Annotated in this window: 15 protein-coding genes, 1 tRNA gene and 1 pseudogene; 13 read left to right on the top strand and 4 right to left on the bottom strand. The window is 59.9% G+C overall.

Annotation, left to right across the window (positions count from 1 at the left end; translation table 11 throughout):
* Position 1: 1 nt before the first annotated feature.
* From truB to BK662_RS01075, 4 genes are all read left to right on the top strand, one after another.
* Positions 2 to 919 (top strand): tRNA pseudouridine(55) synthase TruB, encoded by a 918-nt coding sequence (truB, locus tag BK662_RS01090; RefSeq protein WP_123355977.1) that lies wholly within the window; start codon positions 2 to 4, stop codon positions 917 to 919.
* A gap of 117 nt (positions 920 to 1036) precedes the next feature.
* Positions 1037 to 1306, top strand: coding sequence for a 30S ribosomal protein S15 (rpsO, locus tag BK662_RS01085; protein ID WP_003176135.1), 270 nt, complete (start codon positions 1037 to 1039; stop codon positions 1304 to 1306).
* Between the two features lie 195 nt (positions 1307 to 1501).
* On the top strand, positions 1502 to 3607 hold the full coding sequence (pnp, locus tag BK662_RS01080) for a polyribonucleotide nucleotidyltransferase (RefSeq protein WP_052965657.1): 2106 nt from the start codon (positions 1502 to 1504) through the stop codon (positions 3605 to 3607).
* Positions 3608 to 3818: 211 nt separating this feature from the next.
* A tRNA-Thr gene (locus BK662_RS01075) sits at positions 3819 to 3894 on the top strand.
* A gap of 9 nt (positions 3895 to 3903) precedes the next feature.
* On the opposite strand, the gene BK662_RS01070 is transcribed toward BK662_RS01075, so the two are convergent.
* Positions 3904 to 4449: a hypothetical protein gene (locus tag BK662_RS01070; protein WP_123355975.1), complete on the bottom strand. Its 546-nt coding sequence runs from the start codon at positions 4447 to 4449 to the stop codon at positions 3904 to 3906.
* A 302-nt stretch (positions 4450 to 4751) separates the two neighbouring features.
* Between BK662_RS01070 and BK662_RS01065 the strand changes: the two genes are divergently transcribed.
* Positions 4752 to 5057 (top strand): DUF6388 family protein, encoded by a 306-nt coding sequence (locus BK662_RS01065; protein WP_123356110.1) that lies wholly within the window; start codon positions 4752 to 4754, stop codon positions 5055 to 5057.
* 114 nt (positions 5058 to 5171) lie between these two features.
* Here the strand turns inward: BK662_RS01065 and nadC are convergent, their stop codons facing one another.
* The gene (nadC, locus tag BK662_RS01060; RefSeq protein WP_123355973.1) at positions 5172 to 6020 is read right to left on the bottom strand and encodes a carboxylating nicotinate-nucleotide diphosphorylase; all 849 of its coding nucleotides are present in this window, start codon (positions 6018 to 6020) and stop codon (positions 5172 to 5174) included.
* 357 nt (positions 6021 to 6377) lie between these two features.
* Between nadC and BK662_RS01055 the strand changes: the two genes are divergently transcribed.
* The 5 genes and pseudogenes from BK662_RS01055 (at position 6378) to BK662_RS35740 (ending at position 12303) form a co-directional block, all read left to right on the top strand.
* A complete protein-coding gene (locus BK662_RS01055; RefSeq protein ID WP_123355970.1) occupies positions 6378 to 8585 on the top strand; it encodes a DUF1631 domain-containing protein in 2208 nt (735 codons plus the stop codon).
* A 64-nt stretch (positions 8586 to 8649) separates the two neighbouring features.
* A complete protein-coding gene (gene ampD / locus BK662_RS01050; protein WP_123355968.1) occupies positions 8650 to 9219 on the top strand; it encodes a 1,6-anhydro-N-acetylmuramyl-L-alanine amidase AmpD in 570 nt (189 codons plus the stop codon).
* Positions 9220 to 9221: 2 nt separating this feature from the next.
* Entirely contained in the window at positions 9222 to 10058 is an 837-nt protein-coding gene (ampE, locus tag BK662_RS01045; protein ID WP_123355967.1) for a regulatory signaling modulator protein AmpE, read from the top strand.
* A 247-nt stretch (positions 10059 to 10305) separates the two neighbouring features.
* Positions 10306 to 11445: pseudogene (locus tag BK662_RS35745) on the top strand (HAMP domain-containing protein); the annotation flags it as partial.
* Positions 11446 to 11589: 144 nt separating this feature from the next.
* Positions 11590 to 12303, top strand: a complete 714-nt coding sequence (locus BK662_RS35740; RefSeq protein WP_375538977.1) for a methyl-accepting chemotaxis protein — start codon at positions 11590 to 11592, stop codon at positions 12301 to 12303.
* A 192-nt stretch (positions 12304 to 12495) separates the two neighbouring features.
* Here the strand turns inward: BK662_RS35740 and BK662_RS01030 are convergent, their stop codons facing one another.
* Entirely contained in the window at positions 12496 to 13272 is a 777-nt protein-coding gene (locus BK662_RS01030) for a TatD family hydrolase (RefSeq protein WP_123355961.1), read from the bottom strand.
* A gap of 3 nt (positions 13273 to 13275) precedes the next feature.
* Positions 13276 to 14271, bottom strand: coding sequence for a catabolite repressor/activator (gene cra / locus BK662_RS01025; RefSeq protein WP_007900424.1), 996 nt, complete (start codon positions 14269 to 14271; stop codon positions 13276 to 13278).
* Positions 14272 to 14572: 301 nt separating this feature from the next.
* On the opposite strand from cra, the gene ptsP reads away from it, so the two are divergent.
* From ptsP to BK662_RS01010, 3 genes are read left to right on the top strand one after another with little or no spacing between them, the layout of a single operon-like run.
* The gene (gene ptsP / locus BK662_RS01020; protein ID WP_123355959.1) at positions 14573 to 17434 is read left to right on the top strand and encodes a phosphoenolpyruvate--protein phosphotransferase; all 2862 of its coding nucleotides are present in this window, start codon (positions 14573 to 14575) and stop codon (positions 17432 to 17434) included.
* The gene (gene pfkB / locus BK662_RS01015; RefSeq protein WP_123355957.1) at positions 17434 to 18375 is read left to right on the top strand and encodes a 1-phosphofructokinase; all 942 of its coding nucleotides are present in this window, start codon (positions 17434 to 17436) and stop codon (positions 18373 to 18375) included. The genes ptsP and pfkB overlap by 1 nt, the downstream gene beginning before the upstream one ends.
* Positions 18376 to 18386: 11 nt before the next feature.
* Positions 18387 to 20126: a PTS fructose-like transporter subunit IIB gene (locus BK662_RS01010; protein ID WP_123355955.1), complete on the top strand. Its 1740-nt coding sequence runs from the start codon at positions 18387 to 18389 to the stop codon at positions 20124 to 20126.
* Positions 20127 to 20290 lie beyond the last annotated feature (164 nt).

Raw genomic sequence — 20290 nt, 5'->3', positions numbered from 1 at the left:
GGTGGCTCAGGTCAAACGTATCCGTCGTAACGTCAGCGGCATCATCCTGCTCGACAAGCCGCTGGGGTTCACCTCCAACGCGGCATTGCAGAAGGTCCGCTGGTTGCTCAATGCCGAGAAGGCCGGGCACACCGGCAGTCTTGATCCGCTGGCCACCGGCGTGCTGCCGTTGTGCTTCGGTGAGGCCACCAAGTTCTCGCAATACCTGCTCGATTCCGACAAGGGTTATGAAACCCTGGCGCAACTGGGCAAGACCACCACCACGGCCGATGCCGAAGGTGAAGTTTTGCTGGAACGCCCGGTGACCGTTGGTCGCACCGATATCGAAGCTGTGCTGCCGAAATTTCGTGGGCAAATCAGTCAGATACCGCCGATGTACTCGGCGCTCAAGCGTGATGGCCAGCCGCTGTACAAGCTGGCCCGTGCAGGCGAAGTAGTGGAGCGCGAACCGCGTTCTGTTACTATTGCGCGCTTGGAATTACTGGCCTTTGAGGGTGATACTGCGCGGCTTGCGGTGGATTGCAGCAAAGGCACCTATATCCGTACCCTGGTGGAGGATATCGGTGAGCAACTCGGTTGTGGCGCTTACGTGGCTGAATTGCGACGTACCCAGGCCGGGCCTTTCACGCTTGCACAGACCGTCACTCTGGAAGAGCTTGAAGCGGTACATGCCGAAGGCGGCAACGAAGCGGTCGACCGCTTCCTGATGCCATCGGACAGCGGCCTGCTGGACTGGCCACTGTTGCATTTCTCGGAGCACAGCGCGTTCTACTGGCTTAACGGCCAACCGGTCCGCGCCCCGGATGCACCGAAATTCGGCATGGTACGGGTACAGGATCACAACGGTCGCTTCATCGGTATCGGTGAAGTGAGCGAAGACGGGCGCATCGCGCCGCGTCGACTGATTCGGTCAGAATGACCGAACGAGTGTGGCTGTTAACAGGCACGGTCACTACTCATTTTTAGATACAGGGATTTGTCCCTGGCCTGTTGAAGCTGTTTCTTTGAAACAGTTTCCTGATAAAAGGATTGCCTCATGGCTCTCGACGTTCAAGAAAAAGCTCAAATCGTAGCTGACTACCAGCAAGCTGTTGGTGACACTGGTTCGCCAGAAGTGCAAGTTGCACTGCTGACCCACAACATCAACAAACTGCAAGGTCACTTCAAGGCCAACGGTAAAGATCACCACTCCCGTCGTGGTCTGATCCGCATGGTAAACCAGCGCCGTAAGCTGCTGGACTACCTGAAAGGCAAGGATCTGGGCCGTTATCAGGCTCTGATCGGTCGCCTGGGTCTGCGTCGCTAATAAGCGATTGCGCTAGAGGTTGGTTGTCTGTCGTGCGTCAGTGGGTTTCCCGCTGGCGCATGGCAGGCTCCCAGCCTCAAGTTTTATCTGGATATACGTTTTACCCTGGACAGGCGTTGGGCCGATTCCCGACATTGCCCAAGAATTTCGCAAGAAGACAAGTTCCCCAAGAGCCACAAAAGAAGGTAGGACACCGTGAACCCGGTAATCAAAAAATTCCAGTTCGGTCAGTCGACCGTTACCCTCGAGACTGGCCGTATCGCCCGTCAGGCCTCCGGCGCAGTATTGGTCACCGTTGACGACGACGTCAGCGTATTGGTGACCGTTGTCGGTGCCAAACAAGCCGATCCAGGCAAGGGCTTCTTCCCTCTGTCCGTTCACTACCAGGAAAAGACTTACGCTGCCGGTAAGATCCCTGGCGGTTTCTTCAAGCGCGAAGGCCGTCCTTCCGAGAAAGAAACCCTGACTTCCCGACTGATCGACCGTCCGATCCGTCCGCTGTTCCCAGAAGGCTTCATGAACGAAGTGCAGGTTGTCTGCACCGTCGTTTCCACCAGCAAGAAGACCGATCCGGACATCGCTGCGATGATCGGTACCTCGGCTGCCCTGGCCATCTCCGGCATTCCTTTCGATGGCCCGATCGGCGCTGCCCGCGTTGCGTTCCATGAAAGCACCGGCTACCTGCTGAACCCGACTTACGAACAGCTGAAAGCTTCGAGCCTGGACATGGTCGTTGCCGGTACTTCGGAAGCCGTGTTGATGGTTGAATCGGAAGCCAAAGAGCTGACCGAAGACCAGATGCTGGGCGCTGTACTGTTTGCTCACGACGAGTTCCAGGTGGTGATCAACGCCGTCAAGGAACTGGCCGCTGAAGCTGCCAAGCCAACCTGGACCTGGGCTCCACAGCCAGAAGCCACCGCCCTGTTGGGTGCTATCCGCGCCGAGTTCGGCGAAGCGATCTCCCAGGCTTACACCATCACCGTCAAAGCCGACCGTTATGCACGTCTGGGCGAGCTGAAAGACCAGGTTGTTGCCAACCTGTCCGGTGAAGAAGGTCAGCCGACTTCCGCTGAAGTCAAAGCGGCTTTCGGTGAAATCGAATACCGCACCGTTCGCGAAAACATCGTTAACGGCAAGCCACGTATCGACGGTCGCGATACCAAGACCGTACGTCCGCTGAACATCGAAGTCGGTGTTCTGCCGAAGACCCACGGTTCGGCACTGTTCACCCGTGGCGAAACCCAGGCCCTGGTAGTCGCGACTCTGGGTACTGCCCGTGACGCACAGCTGCTGGACACCCTGGAAGGCGAGAAAAAAGATCCGTTCATGCTTCACTACAACTTCCCTCCGTTCTCGGTAGGTGAGTGTGGCCGCATGGGTGGCGCTGGTCGTCGCGAAATCGGTCACGGCCGTCTGGCCCGTCGTTCGGTTCAGGCCATGCTGCCTGCTGCCGACGTGTTCCCGTACACCATTCGTGTGGTTTCGGAAATCACCGAGTCCAACGGTTCGAGCTCCATGGCTTCGGTCTGCGGTGCTTCCCTGGCTCTGATGGATGCCGGCGTTCCGATGAAGGCACCGGTTGCCGGTATCGCCATGGGTCTGGTTAAAGAAGGCGAGAAATTCGCCGTCCTGACCGACATCCTGGGCGACGAAGATCACCTCGGCGACATGGACTTCAAAGTAGCGGGTACCGCCAAAGGTGTTACCGCGCTGCAGATGGACATCAAGATCAAGGGCATCACCGAAGAAATCATGGAAATCGCTCTGGGCCAAGCCCTGGAAGCGCGCCTGAACATTCTCGGTCAGATGAACCAGATCATTGGCCAGTCGCGTACCGAGCTGTCGGAAAACGCTCCGACCATGATCGCGATGAAAATCGACACCGACAAAATCCGTGATGTCATCGGTAAAGGCGGCGCGACCATTCGTGCGATCTGTGAAGAAACCAAGGCTTCGATCGATATCGAAGACGACGGTTCGATCAAGATCTTCGGCGAAACCAAGGAAGCGGCTGAAGCAGCACGTCAGCGCGTTCTGGGCATCACCGCAGAAGCCGAGATCGGCAAGATCTACGTTGGTAAGGTTGAGCGCATCGTCGACTTCGGCGCATTCGTCAACATCCTGCCAGGCAAGGACGGTCTGGTTCACATCTCGATGCTGAGCGATGCTCGCGTTGAAAAAGTGACCGATATCCTGAAAGAAGGCCAGGAAGTGGAAGTACTGGTACTGGACGTGGACAACCGCGGCCGTATCAAGCTGTCCATCAAAGACGTAGCAGCAGCCAAGGCTTCGGGCGTTTAATCACCCCCTTAGCCTGACCGCTTCAACGTTATAAAAAATGCCCCGCCGTGAAAACGACGGGGCATTTTTTTGTGTGCAGAAAGATCAAAAGATCGCAGCCTTCGGCAGCTCCTACATTGGCTCGTGTAGGAGCTGCCGAAGGCTGCGATCTTTTGATTTTGCGGTGCGCCAAGTTGCCGGACCCCGAAGCCAGTGCTAGGTTTAGCCCACAGCCCGTGTAGCTCAGCCGGTAGAGCAGCGCACTCGTAACGCGAAGGTCGCAGGTTCGATTCCTGTCTCGGGCACCATTCTCTTCTTCACTTCACCTTTCTGCTCAGGTCCTCGACGGTGCGTTTGAGCTGATCCATCGCACGATCCTGATCGCTCATCTCCCGTTTTAGACTGGAGATTTCGCTGTTGTTCGAGCTTGAGCTGGAGCCGCTGTTGCGCTTTAGCTCTTCCACTTGCTTGCCAAGGTTGTTCAGATCGCGTTCCTGCTCATTGACCGTGCGCTTGAGATCGTCAATCTCCTTGCTGCTGGAGTTTGAGCTGGAACCGCTGTTGCGTTTGAGTTCTTCGATCTGACGGGCCTGCTCGCTGAGGGTGCGCTTCTGGCTTTCCAGTTCGGCGGCATTGGCCTTCGCGGTTTTTTGCAGGCTTTCCAGATCATCGATGCTGACGCTGGTTCTGACGAGTGTGTCCTTGCCGAATGAATTGTGGAGGGCGGAGATTTTGTCGGAGTACAGCGAAGGGTCAGAGGTGACTTCGACAGCCGCTTGAGCAGCGCTGGCCAATGTCAGGCTGCCGAGCAGCAGGGTAGCGGTGGCAAGCTGGGCAGACAAAAGCCTCGAAAAACTGCGCATCACTGGGGTTCCTTGTGAAGTGCCGATATGGCACATCGCTATGACTTGGGATTTCGACTTATGTTCCCAAGGGCTCCTGCACCTTATGCTCGTGGCTTTTTGTGGAATAGATGTAAAGACCCGTGTGAATCCTCGACAAAACGTCCTATATTCGTTGTCTGCATGAGCATCGCCCAGCAGTTTTCAGATGATCCCGAATGGTTCTGAAGGCCAGACAAACCGGGCTTCAAACGGTTTTTTGCGTCAGAGAGATCCTTGATGATCCAGATCCATCTTCCATTCCCCAGATCAGCGAGAACGCCATGACTGTTAAAGAATTGAGCCAAGAAGCCAGACACGAAGAAGCGCTTAAAAAGTACCTGCTTGAGTCGCCCCAGCTAGCCGAAGAGATCAAGGACTTGCCAGCCGACGATCAGAAAGACCAGATCCAGTGGGCGTTTGAGGATGAAGCAGAAGCTCAGGGCTTGCAGCCGTGGGAACTGACGCTCAAGTACACCTCAAGCCCGGAAGAGTACGAGGCTGCGCGCCTGGCGCTGCACAAGGAGGCGGCCGAGGTATTGGGCGTCGAGTGGGAAGAGTACTGCGAGATGAATAATCTGGTGGTCTGACCTGTGGGAGCGGGCTTGTTCGCGAAAGCGGTGAGTCAGGCGACAATTACGTCGACTGACTCACCCTCTTCGCGAGCAAGCCCGCTCCCACCTTTGAATCGGGCGTTTTCTCGGTCAGAGGCTTAAGCGCATCGACAGGTCCACAGCCTTCACATCCTTGGTCATCGCACCAATCGAAATATAATCCACCCCGGTTTCGGCAATTGGCAGCAACGTGCTTTCGTTGATACCGCCGCTGGCCTCCAGTTTTGCCTTGCCAGCGTTCAGGCGCACGGCTTCGCGCATGTCATCCAGGCTCAGTTCATCGAGCATGATGATGTCGGCACCCGCCGCCAGTGCTTCCTTCAGCTCCGCCAGGCTTTCCACTTCGATCTCCACCGGTTTGCCCGGGGCGATCTTGTGCGCGGCTGCGATAGCCTCAGGAATGCCACCGCAAGCGGCGATATGGTTTTCCTTGATCAGGAAGGCGTCATACAGGCCGATGCGGTGGTTGTGGCAGCTGCCGCAGGTTACGGCGTATTTCTGGGCCAGACGCAGCCCCGGCAAGGTTTTGCGTGTGTCGAGCAACTTCACCTGGGTTTCGGTGACGAAATCGGCAAGGTATTGCGCGCGAGTGGCCACGCCGGACAGCATTTGCAGGAAATTAAGAGCACTACGCTCACCCGTCAGCAGCGAGCGCGCCGGGCCTTCGAGATGAAATAGCACCTGATTGGGTTTCACCCGTTCGCCGTCGCGCACCTGCCAATGAACGGCAACTCGCGGGTCCAATTGCCGGAAAACCGCATCCACCCACGCGGTGCCAGCAATGACAGCCGCATCGCGAGTGATGATGGTGGCTTTAGCCAGGCGTTCGGCCGGGATCAATTGTGCGGTGATGTCGCCGCTGCCGATGTCCTCGAGCAACGCACGGCGCACGTTGGCTTCGATTTCGGCGGTCAAATCGGCGAGACGTAGATTCGGCATAACGGGCTCCACAAACAAAGTGGCCCGATTATAGGGCCATGCTGCGAGGCAACCCAAGGCGTCAGCGGCCATTCCATCGTTCGTGAACCTGCATTTGGTCGATTCATGCGAGCAATCCGCGCTAAGCAAGGGTCTTTCTTAGGCGTCTATTTCTTGGGGGCGGGCAGAGTCTGCTGGCACAAGGAGAGTCTTTTGCAGATAATTCGCCTTGCATTTGACGTCATAGCTTTGACGTAACGTTGAGTTCCCGATTATTGAATGACAACGGGTGGTGACTGTCCGTTGAGCATGGGCTGTATGGCGTGCTCGACTTTCTTATCGAACCGAACCGAAGAATCACCGTTTCAGGAGGCTTGGATGCACAACGACGGGAATGTAGTGCCTTTGCACAAGGCCGCTACCGACCAGGCGACTCACTCGCCGCTCGCCCGCCTGCCCGTGATTCTGCTTCAGGTTCGCGACAAGGCCGCTCAACAACTCAAGCAAGGTTTGCAGGAATTGTTCGATAACGCCGACGACACCCTGTTCGAAATGGCCGACCGGGCCCGAAATGATGTCGAGCAAAACATCTTCTTCGAGGCCATGCGCGATTTGCGCCTCAAGCGCAAAAGCATCGAACGCGGATTTCTCGAGCAATTCTTGGAGGCCTTCGTCAGCCTCGCGCAGTACGACATTTCCCAAGCTGCCTTGCCCCGGGCATTGGCTTTCGATGCCTCGGCGTCGATGCCCAATGACGACATGGAGCGCAACGTGGCGGTGGAGGCGATGGTCGGCAAAGTGCTGAATCGCGACGGTTTCGCCCTCGACCAGCTCACCGCCCGACTCAGCACACTGTTGAGCAAGACGCTGGTCGAGCAGTACAACCCCTTGGGGCCGACGCTGCTTTGCGAGTATTTCTTGCAGGCCGGGCGCAACCTGGGCATGGAGATCAAGGTCAAGCTGATCATCCTCAAGCTGTTCGAACGTTATGTGCTCAGCAATGCTGATCAGCTTTACGCCGAAGCCAATCAACTGCTGATCGCCACCGGCGTGCTGCCGGACCTCAAGCCCGCCCCGGCGCGGCGTGCCACCGATCGGGCGGCTGCGAGTGTTCGTGCTGACCCCGCCGAGACAGGCGTAAGGACTGGCAATACACAGATTGACGAGGGCGTGCAGGAAGTCTTCGCCGCCTTGCAGGAATTGCTGTTCCACGTGCGTGGCAGCGTTGCGCCGACCCTGGAAGTCAGCGCCCAGACCCAGCCCATTTCAACCCGCGACCTGCTGCGCCTGCTCTCGCACTTGCAGCAATACGTACCGGAGCTGGCGGCTCCGGACGACTTCGATCTGCGTAATCAGCTCGAACAACTGCTGACCCGGGTCAGCGTCAAAAGCGGCAAGTCGCGCGTGGTGGGGGTGGCCGACGAAGACGTGATCAACCTGATCGCCATGCTCTTCGAATGCATCCTCGATGACCGTAACCTGCCGGACTCCCTCAAGGCGCTGATCGGCCGTTTGCAGATCCCGATGCTGAAAGTCGCGGTGCTCGACAAGAGCTTCTTCAGTCGTAGCAGCCATCCGGCCCGGCGTTTACTCAACGAAATCGCCGCTGCGGCCATGGGCTGGGGCGAGTGCGATGACCATGAGCGCGACAGCCTGTACCTGCGCATCGAGCAAGTGGTGCAGCGTTTGCTGAACGACTTTGTCGATGACCCGGCGATCTTCTCCGAATTGCTGGCGGATTTTCTCGCCTTCACCAGTGACGAACGCCGTCGCAGCGAATTACTCGAGCAACGCACCCGTGACGCCGAAGAAGGTCGTGCCAGGACCGAACTGGCGCGTCAGCGCGTCGAGCAGGCGCTGAATCAGGCATTGGTGGGCAAGGTGCTGCCGCACCGCGTGGTGGCGTTTGTCCAGGAGGCCTGGAGCAAAGTGCTGTTGCTGACCTGCCTCAAGCACGGTGATCAGTCCGCCGAATGGCATGCAGATGTGCAGACCATGGCGCAATTGATCTGGAGCGTGCAACGCCATGACGAACCCGACGCGAGCCTGCGCTTGTTGTCGCTGGTGCCGGGGTTGCTCAAGTCGTTGCGCGATGGCTTGAACAGCTCGGCATTCGACCCGTTCGCCACCGGCGAGTTTTTCAGCGAGCTGGAAGTTTTGCACCTTCAGTTGTTCGAACGTCCGGGCCAGAAAAGCACGGCTGTTGACGCACCGATGATGGTCGAAGTGCAGCAGGAAATCGTGCTTCGCACCGCTGACGAAGGCCCGGTCGAAACGGCATCGATGCGTTTGCCGGAGGACGATGTTGCTCTGCTTCAGGTCGATCAGCTGCACCTGGGCTGCTGGGTCGAGTTTCAGGAAGACGAGGAAAACACCCTGCGCGGCAAGCTGGTGGCGATCATTGAAGCCACCGACAAATACATCTTCGTCAACCGTACCGGGATGAAAGTGCTGGAGCACAGCCGTACCGGCCTGGCTCTGGAATTCCGGCGTGGCGCGGTGCGAACGCTGGACGACACCTTGCTGTTCGACCGGGCGCTGGAGTCGGTGTTGGGCAACCTGCGGCGTCTCAATCGCGGCAAGTGATCGCGCGCGGAGGGTCTATCGCGGCATACTGGGTACCAACACAGTCGTCGTTGAAGGAACCTGTATGCAGTTGGACCCCGCGAGCGGTTGGTGTCAGGGCGTGCGCGTATGCCCCTCGCCCAACTTCAATGCACGCCCCGAGGGCGAAATTTCCCTGCTGGTGATCCACAACATCAGTCTGCCGCCAGCGCAGTTTCTGACCGGCAAGGTGCAGGAATTTTTCCAGAATCGTCTGGATGTCACGGAACATCCCTACTTTGCAGGGATCGCCGACCTGCGGGTGTCTGCGCATTTTCTGATTGAACGTGACGGCACCGTCACTCAGTTTGTCTCTTGTCTTGAGCGTGCCTGGCATGCTGGCGTCTCGTGTTTCGAAGGACGGGAAACCTGTAACGATTTTTCCGTGGGCATCGAGCTTGAAGGCACGGATGATCTGCCGTTCACCGACGCCCAATATCAAGCGTTGACGGCCCTGACGCGACAGCTGCAAAGCGCCTTCACGGGTATCACCGCACAACGTATCTGCGGGCATAGCGATATCGCACCCGGGCGCAAGACTGATCCGGGACCGGCGTTTGACTGGGCACGCTATCGCGCGGCTCTGGCAAAAGCTGCTCTGGAAAAAAAGGAGTAACAATGAGTTTTCTGGTGCTGCTGTTGGCGGTGTGGATCGAGAAGTTCTCGGCCCTGCGCCATCGGGTTCAACGTGATGGCGGCTGGGTGCGCGAGCTGAACAAGCTTGAAACCAACCCACGCATGACAAACCGTCCGTGGCTGATACTGGTGGTGCTGGTGTTGTTGCCGGTGGCGCTGCTGGGTTTGCTGTTGCTGGTGCTGGAGCCGGTGGCTTACGGCTTGCTGGCGTTGCCGGTGCATCTGCTGGTGGTGATTTACAGTCTGGGCCGTGGTGATCTGCTGGCCGACCTGGGGCCGTTTCGCGATGCCTGGCGCCGGGAAGACCTGCAAGCCGCCGCTCATGTGGCCAAACGCGACCTGAATATTTGCGCTGACAGCGGCGAGCAACTGCTGGAGCGAGTTGAAGGGCATCTGCTGTGGCAGGCCTATCAGAGCTTTTTCGCGGTCATCTTCTGGTATTTCTTGCTGGGCCCGGTTGCCGCACTGAGTTATCGACTGCTGGCGCTGGCCGAGGAGCACGGGCAGAACCCGGCCGTGGTCGAGCGAGCGGCACAGCTGCGTCATGCGTTCGATTGGGTGCCGGTGCGACTGCTGGCGGCGAGTTTTGCGCTGGTCGGCAACTTTGTCGCGGTCGGCCGGGTGATGCTGCACGAGCTACTGAATTGGAACATCAGCGCCACTCAACTGATCGAGAAGGTCGGGTTGGTGGCCGGTGAAATTCCGGCGCCGGTGGTCGGGCCGGACGGTATCAACAGCCTCGACCGGATCTGGGAACTACTGCTGCGCGCGGCAGTGCTTTGGTATGCCGGGTTTGCGTTGTGGACTGTTTTGTCCTGACTTCTGCTTTGAATCGAAAAGATCGCAGCCTTCGGCAGCTCCTACAGGAATCGTGTGAATCTGTAGGAGCTGCCGAAGGCTGCGATCTTTTTCGTTAACCTTAAGTTACAAAACCCTCCGTCGATTTAGGCTATACAGAGATAGCGCCAATAGTGGCTATCTGCTGTCTCTGCGCGCCTGCCATAAAAATAAGAAATCAAAGGGAGACTTCACAGTGAAGAGCTTGCTCTATCCCGCCGTCGCGCTGATGAACCGCTTGAGCTTCGGCATGAAGTTCAGCCTGATCAGCGTGCTGTTCCTCGTGCCGATGCTGGTGACCAACTTCTATCTGGTGCGCGACTCCTATCGCGAATTCCAGGGCACTCGGGTCGAGCTGCAGAGCCTTGACCTGCTGGGCAGCGGCCTGAGCCTGCGCCGGGACCTGGAAACCCTGAACAACCTCGTGCAGATCAACGTCACCCTTGGCCAGTTCGGCAAGGCCGGTCATGTCGAATCGAATATCAGCGCTCTGGAGCAAAGCGTTCTGACCCGTTTGCAAGGGCTGGCGGCGATGACCACTGACCCGGAGCAAATCACCTTTTTCGATGGCAAGCGCGATGAAATGATCGCCGCGTTCAAGGCCCAGCAAACGGAAACCTCCCTGCAAAGCAAAAGTGCGCTGATCGGCAAATTGCTCGGCAATGCGCAGATTTTCAGCCAGGTCATTGCCAGTCAGGCCGGCCTGAGCCGCGACAGCCAGAGCGACATGCGTCAGCTGAGCGAGCTGATTACCAACGTCACGCCAGCCGTCACCCAGACACTCGGCGAAGGCCGGGCGATGGGTTCATACTCGTTAGGGCAGGGCTTTCTCAATTCGGCGTCGAGCACCCGTTTTGATGAGTTGCTGGCGCAGATCGAAAAGCTTCAGGCCGAATACGGTCTGAAATTGCAGGATGCTCTGGGCTCCAGTAAAGCGGCGCACGAAACCCTGGCCGCTCAGGCCGAAAGCAGCAAGGCCTCCCTAAAAAAGGCCAGTGAACTGTTCGAAGAACAGGTGGTGATGGCTGACACCCTCGATGCGCCGTGGCAGGGCTTTTACGATCAGGTCACGGCCCTGATCGACCAGACCTACCAACTCAATGAAGCCACTTTGAAGTTTCTCGGTACCCAGTTGCAGCAGCGACTGGAGCAACATCGCACCCACATGATTTTGCAGGCGGTGGCATTGGCGGTGGTGTTTGTGTTGATTTTTTACCTCTATGGCGGTTTCTACGCCTCGACCCGCACCACCCTCAAGCGTCTTGGCGCGGTGATGGACAAGGTGGCGGCCGGCGACATGACTGTGACCTTCAGCGCCAACAGCCGCGATGAACTGGGCGAGTTGGGCGAGGTATTCACCGGCACCGTGAAGAAGATCCATGACCTGATCGAGCGGGTGGGCCAAACCGTCAGTGAGGTCGAGCGCCAAGCCGGCCAGGTCGAAAACGTGTCTGCCCAGAGCAATCAGGCGGTAACGGGGCAGCGCACGCAGATCGAGCAGGTCGCCACCGCGATGAACCAGATGTCAGCCACGTCGCTGGAGGTGGCGCGCAGTGCCGCGGCGGCCGTCAGCAGCGCCCACAGCGTCAACGACGAGACCATTAGCGGGCGCGGGCTGGTGGAGTCTCAGCAGGGCAGTATCGCTGCACTGGCCAGTGAGATCGATCAGTCGGTGCGGGTGATCAATCAACTGGCCAGCGACAGCCAGTCCATCAGTCGTGTGCTGGAAGTGATCAAAAGCATCGCCGAACAGACCAACCTGCTGGCGCTCAACGCGGCCATCGAAGCCGCGCGTGCGGGCGAGCAGGGCCGTGGTTTTGCGGTGGTGGCGGACGAGGTCCGGACCCTGGCCAAACGCACCCAGCAATCGACCGAAGAAATCGAGCAGATGATTGCCAAGCTGCACAGCGGTGTCGGGGCGGCGGTCAAGGCGATGGGCACCAGCCATCAGATGGCCAAGGGCACAGTCGGGCAGTCGGAAAAGGTCCAGCAGGCGCTGGAAAACATCCTCGGTGCCGTCGGCATGATCGTCGACCAGAACCAGCAGATCGCCGCCGCCGTAGAGCAGCAGACAGCGGTGGCTCACGACATCGACCAGAACATCGTCGAGATCAATCGCGCCGGTGAGCGCACCGCCGACGGCGCGCACCAGACTGAAAATGCCAGCCGAGCGTTGTCGGCGCAGGTGGTGGAACTCAAACAATTGATCAGCGCGTTCCGGGTTTAAAAAGCACCCCGGAACAAATGTGGGAGCGGGCTTTTGTGGCGAGGGGGCTTGCCCCCGTTGGGTCGCGAAGCGGCCCCCGGCGTCCGTCCAGACAGATCAAGTTGTCTGGTTTACGACTGCTTCGCAGCCGAACGGGGGCAAGCCCCCTCGCCACAAAAGCCCGCTCCCACAGGGAATGTGTGTGGCGACTGACTACCAGTTGAACAACTCACACGCATTGGCCGTGCTGGCGACAGCCAGTTGTTCGGGGCTGATCGCCATGAGGGCGGCCAGTGCCTCGCAGATCGCCGGTAAATGAGCCGGGCTGTTGCGTTGGCCGGGGAACATCGCGGGCGCCATGTCCGGTGAGTCGGTTTCCAGTACCACCGATTCAACGGGCAAACCGGCGAGCACTCGGTGCATGCGCAGGGCCTGCGGCCAGGTCGCGGCGCCGCCGAGGCCGAGTTTGAAACCCAGCTTGATATATTCGCGGGCCTCTTCTTGGCTACCGGCGAAGGCATGAATGATCCCCGCGCGTTTCAAGCGAAACCGTTTGAGCGTGGCAATCACCGCCGCGTGGCTGCGTCGCACATGAATCAGCGCCGGCAGATTGAAGTCCGCCGCCAGTTGCAGTTGGGCGTCGAACAGCACTTGCTGGCGTTCGCGATCCAAAGTTTCGATTAAGTAATCCAGACCGATCTCGCCCACCGCACATAGCTGTCGATGGCCCGCCAGACGCGTCAGCCAGTCACCGAGTTCGGTCAAATCCTCAGGGCGATGGTCATCCAGATACACCGGGTGCAAACCGAACGCCGCATGCAGATCTGGATCGCTTTGCACCAGGTCCCAGACCCGCTGCCAATTGGCCTGATAAACCCCCAGTACCACCATCCGCCGCACGCCGAGGGCGCGGCTCTCGGCCAACAGCGCCTGACGATCCACGTCGAAATCCGGGAAATCCAGATGAGTGTGGGTGTCGATCAGTTCCACGGCTCAGTCCTGATGAATACGCTGCTTGAAGGTCCGCGCGATGGCCTGCACGCCGGGTTGGTAATCGGCCTGTTCAATGGCCGCCAACGCCAGTTGCAAAGCCTTGTCGGCGATCAGTTGATGCTGCTGGGACATGGCGTTGACCGGCAGTGGCAGGAAGTCCAGCAACTGCGTATCACCGAAAGTGCCCAGACGTAGCGGGCGGGTTTTCAGCGGGAAGTCGTGCAAAGCATCGAACACGCCCTGAAGCAGCACGTAGGAGGTGGTCACCAGCGCATCCGGCAAATGGCCCAGGCGCTGAAGCAACTCTTCCATCAATTGTTTGCCGCACTCACGACTGAACGACTCGCCGTGCTCGATCAGCGCCTCGCCTTTGAAGCCGTTCAGCGCTTCCTTGAAACCTGCCGCCCGTTCCTGGCTGATACTCAATTCGGGACGGGCACCGATCAGCGCGATCTGCTTGGGCAACGGGTCCAACAGGCTGCGGGTAAGCTGCAGACTGGCTTCGCGGTCGTCGCTGATCACCGAGCAAAAGTGCTCAGGCTCCATCACCCGGTCGATGGCGATGATCGGAATGCCTTTGGCCTGCAACTGGCGATAACTGTCGTCGCCGGCCGGCAGGCAACTGGCGACGATCAGCGCATCGCAGCGCCGGGCGCGGAACAGTTGCAGCAATTGCCGTTCGCTGTCCGGCGCATCGTCGGAGCTGGCGATCAGCAGTTGATAGCCGCGAGCCCGGGCGCCTTGTTCCAGCAGTTTGGCGATTCGCGCGTAACTGGGGTTTTCCAGGTCCGGCAGAATGAACCCCAGGGTGCGGGTGTGCCGACTGCGCAACCCGGCGGCCTGAGGGTTGGGTGTGAAGCCATGTTGTTCGACCACCGCGCGCACGCGCTCGACGGTGGCGCTGCTGATGCGTTGCTGTTCAGCCTTGCCGTTGATGACATAACTGGCGGTGGTCACGGAGACGCCGGCCAACTGTGCAATATCACTGAGTTTCAACCCGGGTTTTCCTTTTTTGTTCGAGTTTGCCCGACATTTTCGTCAATCCTACCCGATTCGGGCAGGCGACCATTGTCGCAGCAGATCCGACAATTGGACTTCAAGGATGAGACATTATCGAGTAACGTGCCTAACATTCTAGATTAAACGTTTCAGCAGGCGTATTTTCTACGTTATAGGTCGCTTTGGTCGGTTCTGCCGCGAAACCGCCAAAACTGCCCCTGAAAAGGCGCTCCCAAAGGCTTAAGCTGAATCAATCAAAACAATACCTGGCGTCATACGGCGCCAAAAAGGAGAAAGCATGCTCGAGCTCACCATAGAGCAGATATCCATGGGCCAGTCGGCTGTGGATAAAGCCACCGCCCTGCAATTACTCGCTGACCGGCTCGTGACCGATGGCCTGGTGGCCGACGGTTACCTCGCGGGCTTGCAGGCCCGGGAAGTCCAGGGCTCGACCTTTCTCGGCCAAGGTATTGCCATCCCACACGGCACCCCGGAAACCCGTGATCAGGTGTTCGCCACCGGCGTGCGGCTGATGCAGTTTCCTGACGGCGTGGACTGGGGCGATGGCCAGATCGTTTATCTGGCGATTGGTATCGCCGCCAAATCCGATGAACACCTGCGCCTGCTGCAACTGCTGACCCGCGCCCTCGGTGAAACCGATCTGGGCCAGGCCCTGCGCCGCGCCAGTTCCGCCGAAGCCTTGTTGAAACTGCTGCAAGGCGCGCCGCAGGAACTGGCGCTGGACGCACAGATGATCGGCCTCGGTGTTTCCGCTGATGATTTCGAAGAACTGGTCTGGCGCGGTGCTCGCTTGCTGCGTCAGGCCGATTGCGTGAGCAACGGTTTTGCCGGTGTCTTGCAGCAGGTCGACGCGCTGCCGCTGGGCGATGGCCTGTGGTGGCTGCACAGTGAACAAACGGTGAAGCGTCCGGGCCTGGCATTCGTTACCCCGGACAAACCCATGCGCTACCTCGGTCAGCCGTTGAGCGGGCTGTTCTGCCTGGCCAGCCTCGGTGAAGCCCATCAGGCGCTGCTCGAACGTCTTTGCGCGCTGCTGATCGAAGGCCGTGGTCATGAATTGGGCCGAGCCACCAGCAGCCGCGCGGTGCTGGAAGTCCTCGGCGGTGAAGTGCCGGCGGATTGGCCGAGCGCACGCATTGCCCTGGCCAACGCCCACGGTTTGCATGCGCGTCCGGCGAAGATCCTCGCGCAACTGGCGAAAAGTTTTGAAGGCGAAATCCGCGTGCGTATCGTCGATGGCCACGACAGCGCGGTGTCGGTGAAGAGTTTGAGCAAGCTGCTCAGCCTCGGCGCCCGTCGCGGTCAGGTGCTGGAATTCATCGCCGAACCCACTATCGCTGCCGACGCCTTGCCGGCCTTGCTGGCGGCCATCGAAGAAGGCCTCGGTGAAGAAGTCGAGCCGCTGCCGGCAGTGAGCCAACAGCGCGAAGTGATCGCCGATGTTGCTGAAGTGCTGCTTGCACCGGCCTCCGGCAGTTTGATTCAGGCGATTGCTGCCGCGCCGGGGATCGCCATCGGCCCGGCGCATATTCAAGTGCTGCAAGTTATCGATTACCCGCTGCGCGGTGAGTCTGCCGCCATCGAGCGCGAACGTCTCAAGCAAGCGTTGGCGGATGTGCGTCGCGACATCGAAGGCCTGATCGAGCGCAGCAAGGCCAAAGCGATTCGCGAGATTTTCATCACCCACCAGGAAATGCTCGACGATCCGGAACTGACCGACGAAGTCGACACCCGTCTCAAGCAAGGCGAAAGCGCCGAAGCGGCGTGGATGGCGGTGATTGAAGCGGCCGCCAAACAACAGGAATCGCTGCAGGACGCCTTGCTCGCCGAACGTGCCGCCGACTTGCGCGACATTGGCCGTCGGGTGCTGGCGCAATTGAGTGGCGTCGAAACCCCGGCCGAGCCAGAGCAGCCATACATTCTGGTGATGGACGAAGTCGGCCCGTCCGACGTGGCGCGTCTCGATCCGACGCGCGTCGCCGGTATCCTCACCGCTCGCGGTGGCGCCACGGCCCACAGCGCCATCGTCGCTCGTGCCCTCGGTATTCCAGCGCTGGTGGGCGCCGGTGCCGCCGTGTTGCTGCTGAAACCGGGCACACCGTTGTTGATCGATGGCCAACGCGGTCGCCTGCACGTGGACGCCGATGCCGCGACTTTGCAGCGCGCCACCGAAGAACGCGACACCCGCGAACTGCGCTTGAAAGCCGCTGCCGAACAACGCCATCAACCGGCGCTGACCACCGACGGCCACGCGGTGGAAGTGTTCGCCAATATCGGTGAAAGCGCCGGCGTCACCAGTGCGGTGGAGCAGGGTGCCGAAGGCATTGGCCTGCTGCGCACCGAGCTGATTTTCATGGCCCACTCGCAAGCGCCGGACGAGGCGACTCAGGAAGTCGAATACCGTCGCGTCCTCGATGGCCTGGCCGGTCGACCGTTGGTGGTGCGCACCCTTGACGTCGGTGGTGACAAACCGCTGCCGTACTGGCCGATCGCGAAAGAAGAAAACCCGTTCCTCGGCGTGCGTGGCATTCGCCTGACCCTGCAACGTCCGCAGGTCATGGAAGCGCAGTTGCGCGCCTTGTTGCGAGCGGCAGACAACCGTCCATTGCGGATCATGTTCCCGATGGTCGGCAGCGTCGATGAGTGGCGTCAGGCTCGGGACATGACCGAACGTCTGCGTCTGGAAATCCCGGTGGCGGACCTGCAACTGGGGATCATGATCGAAGTGCCGTCGGCCGCGTTGCTGGCGCCGGTGCTGGCCAAGGAAGTGGATTTCTTTAGTGTCGGCACCAACGACCTGACGCAATACACCTTGGCCATCGACCGTGGTCATCCGACCTTGTCGGCCCAGGCTGATGGCTTGCATCCGGCGGTGCTGCAACTGATCGACATCACCGTGCGTGCGGCTCATGCTCATGGCAAGTGGGTCGGCGTGTGCGGTGAGCTGGCGGCCGATCCGCTGGCGGTACCGGTGCTGGTGGGCCTGGGTGTGGATGAGTTGAGCGTGTCGGGCCGCAGCATTGCCGAGGTCAAGGCGCGCATTCGTGAACTCAGCCTGACCCAGACTCAAACCCTTGCCCAACAGGCCCTGGCCGTGGGCAGCGCGAACGAAGTCCGCGCATTAGTGGAGGCCCTGTAATGGCCAAGATCTTAACCCTGACCCTTAACCCGGCGCTGGACCTCACGGTTCAATTGCCGCTACTTACCCCCGGTCAGGTCAATCGCAGCGACGAAATGCACACCCACGCCGCCGGCAAAGGCGTGAACGTGGCGCAGGTGCTGGCCGACCTCGGGCATCAGCTGACCGTCAGCGGTTTTCTCGGGGAAGACAACCTTCAGGCGTTCGAAACCCTGTTCGCCAAACGCGGTTTTACCGACGCGTTTGTCCGCGTCCCCGGCGAGACCCGCAGCAACATCAAACTGGCGGAAAGCGATGGGCGCATCACCGACATCAACGGCCCGGGGCCGAGGGTCAGTGAAGCGGCGCAGCAGGCTTTGCTCGATCGTCTCGACCAGATTGCTCCCGGGCATGACGCGGTCGTCGTGGCCGGTAGTTTGCCCCGTGGCGTGAATCCTCAGTGGTTGCGGGAGTTGATCCAGCGCTTGAAAAAACGCGGTTTGAAAGTGGCGCTCGACACCAGCGGTGAAGCCTTGCGCGCAGGTCTGGCGGCCGGTCCATGGCTGATCAAACCCAACACCGAAGAATTGGCTGAAGCGCTGGGTTGCGAGGTGGTTTCCGTGGGCGCCCAAGCCGAGGCGGCGAGCCGTTTGCATGCACATGGTATCGAGCACGTGGTGATTTCCGACGGTGCCGATGGGGTGAACTGGTTCAGTGTCGGCTCGGCCATGCATGCCACGCCGCCCAAGGTCAGCGTGGTTAGTACCGTCGGTGCGGGGGACTCGCTGCTGGCGGGCATGCTGCACGGTTTGCTCAGTGCCGACACGCCCGAACAAACCTTGCGCACTGCCACCGCGATTGCCGCCATGGCCGTTACCCAGATCGGTTTTGGTATCGGTGACGCCGCGCAACTGGCGCACCTCGAACAGGGCGTGCGCCTGCGCCCCCTGACAGAACAATAAGAGGGTTTGCAATGAAGTTAGCCATTGTTACGGCCTGCCCGAACGGCATGGTCACCAGTGTGCTGTGCGCTCGTCTGCTTGATGCAGCGGCCCAGCGTCAGGGCTGGAGCACCAGTGTCGAAGTCGTTGATGCGGCCCATCCGGAACGTCAACTGTCGGCCGCCACCATCGAAGCCGCCGAGTGGGTGTTGCTGGTTACCAGCGCGCCGGTAGATATGTCGCGGTTCGTCGGCAAACGCGTGTTCCAGAGCACCCCGGCCCAGGCCCTGCAAGATGTCGAAGCGGTGCTGCGTCGCGGGGTGGAGGAGGCCGAGGTTTACGTCGCGCCCGAAGCCGTCGCCGAGCCGGCTGCCGTGGTTAAACATGCGCCACGCCTGGTGGCTGTCACCGCGTGCCCGACCGGCGTCGCCCACACCTTCATGGCCGCCGAAGCCTTACAACAAGCGGCCAAGCGCTTGGGCTACGACCTGCAAGTGGAAACCCAGGGCTCGGTCGGCGCTCGTAATCCACTCAGCGCAGAGGCGATTGCCGATGCCGATGTGGTGCTATTGGCGGCAGACATCGAAGTCGCCACCGAGCGGTTCGCCGGCAAGAAAATCTACCGCTGCGGCACCGGCATTGCGCTGAAACAGGCCGAAGCGACGCTGAACAAGGCCTTGGCCGAAGGCAAACAGGAAAGCGCTTCGACCGGCGCCAAAGGCCCGGCCAAGCAAGAGAAGACCGGCATCTACAAACACCTGCTGACCGGTGTCTCGTTCATGTTGCCGATGGTGGTGGCGGGCGGTCTGATGATCGCCTTGTCCTTCGTGTTCGGCATCACCGCGTTCAAGGAGGAAGGCACGCTCGCGGCCGCGCTGATGCAGATCGGCGGCGAGACCGCGTTCAAACTGATGGTGCCGCTGCTGGCGGGCTACATCGCCTACTCGATCGCTGACCGCCCGGGCCTGGCGCCGGGGATGATCGGTGGTTTGCTGGCGAGCACCCTGGGCGCCGGTTTCATCGGCGGGATCATTGCCGGTTTCATCGCCGGCTATGCGGCCCAGGCGATCAACCGTTATGCGCGTTTGCCGCAGAGCCTCGAGGCGCTGAAGCCGATCCTGATCATTCCGTTGCTGGCGAGCCTGTTTACCGGTCTGGTGATGATCTACGTGGTCGGCAAACCGGTGGCCGGGATGCTTGCAGGGCTCACGCACTTCCTCGACAGCATGGGCACCACCAACGCCATCCTGCTCGGTGTGCTGCTGGGCGGCATGATGTGCGTCGACCTCGGCGGGCCGATCAACAAAGCGGCTTATGCGTTTTCGGTGGGGCTGCTGGCGTCGCAAAGTTATGCACCGATGGCCGCGACCATGGCCGCCGGCATGGTGCCGCCGATTGGCCTGGGCATCGCCACGTTCATTGCCCGGCGCAAGTTCGCTCAGACTGAGCGCGAGGCCGGTAAAGCGGCGCTGGTGCTGGGGCTGTGCTTTATCTCCGAGGGGGCGATTCCGTTTGCAGCGAAAGACCCGCTACGGGTGATTCCGGCAAGCATCGCCGGCGGTGCGCTGACCGGCGCGTTGTCGATGTACTTCGGCTGCAAACTCATGGCACCGCACGGTGGGTTGTTCGTGATGCTGATCCCGAATGCGATCAACCATGCGCTGTTGTATCTGCTGGCGATCGTGGCCGGGAGTCTGCTGACGGCGGTGACGTATGCGCTGCTCAAGCGGCCCGAAACGGTGGAGCTGGCGTTGGAACCGGCCAACGCTTAAAAGCAAAAGACGCCAAACCCTGTGGGAGCGAGCCTGCTCGCGATGAGGTCAGCACATTCAACATTGATGTTGGCTGTCAGACCGCATCGCGAGCAGGCTCGCTCCCACAAGGATTTGTGGTGTTGCCTGATTGTTGTGTCATACCTGATTCACACGGCCATGCT

This window comes from Pseudomonas frederiksbergensis, from assembly GCF_003732275.1.
Taxonomy (GTDB): Bacteria; Pseudomonadota; Gammaproteobacteria; order Pseudomonadales; family Pseudomonadaceae; genus Aquipseudomonas; species Aquipseudomonas frederiksbergensis_H.
Note: the sequence above shows the minus strand (reverse complement) of the source record. Positions and strands in the feature narration are given on the sequence as shown.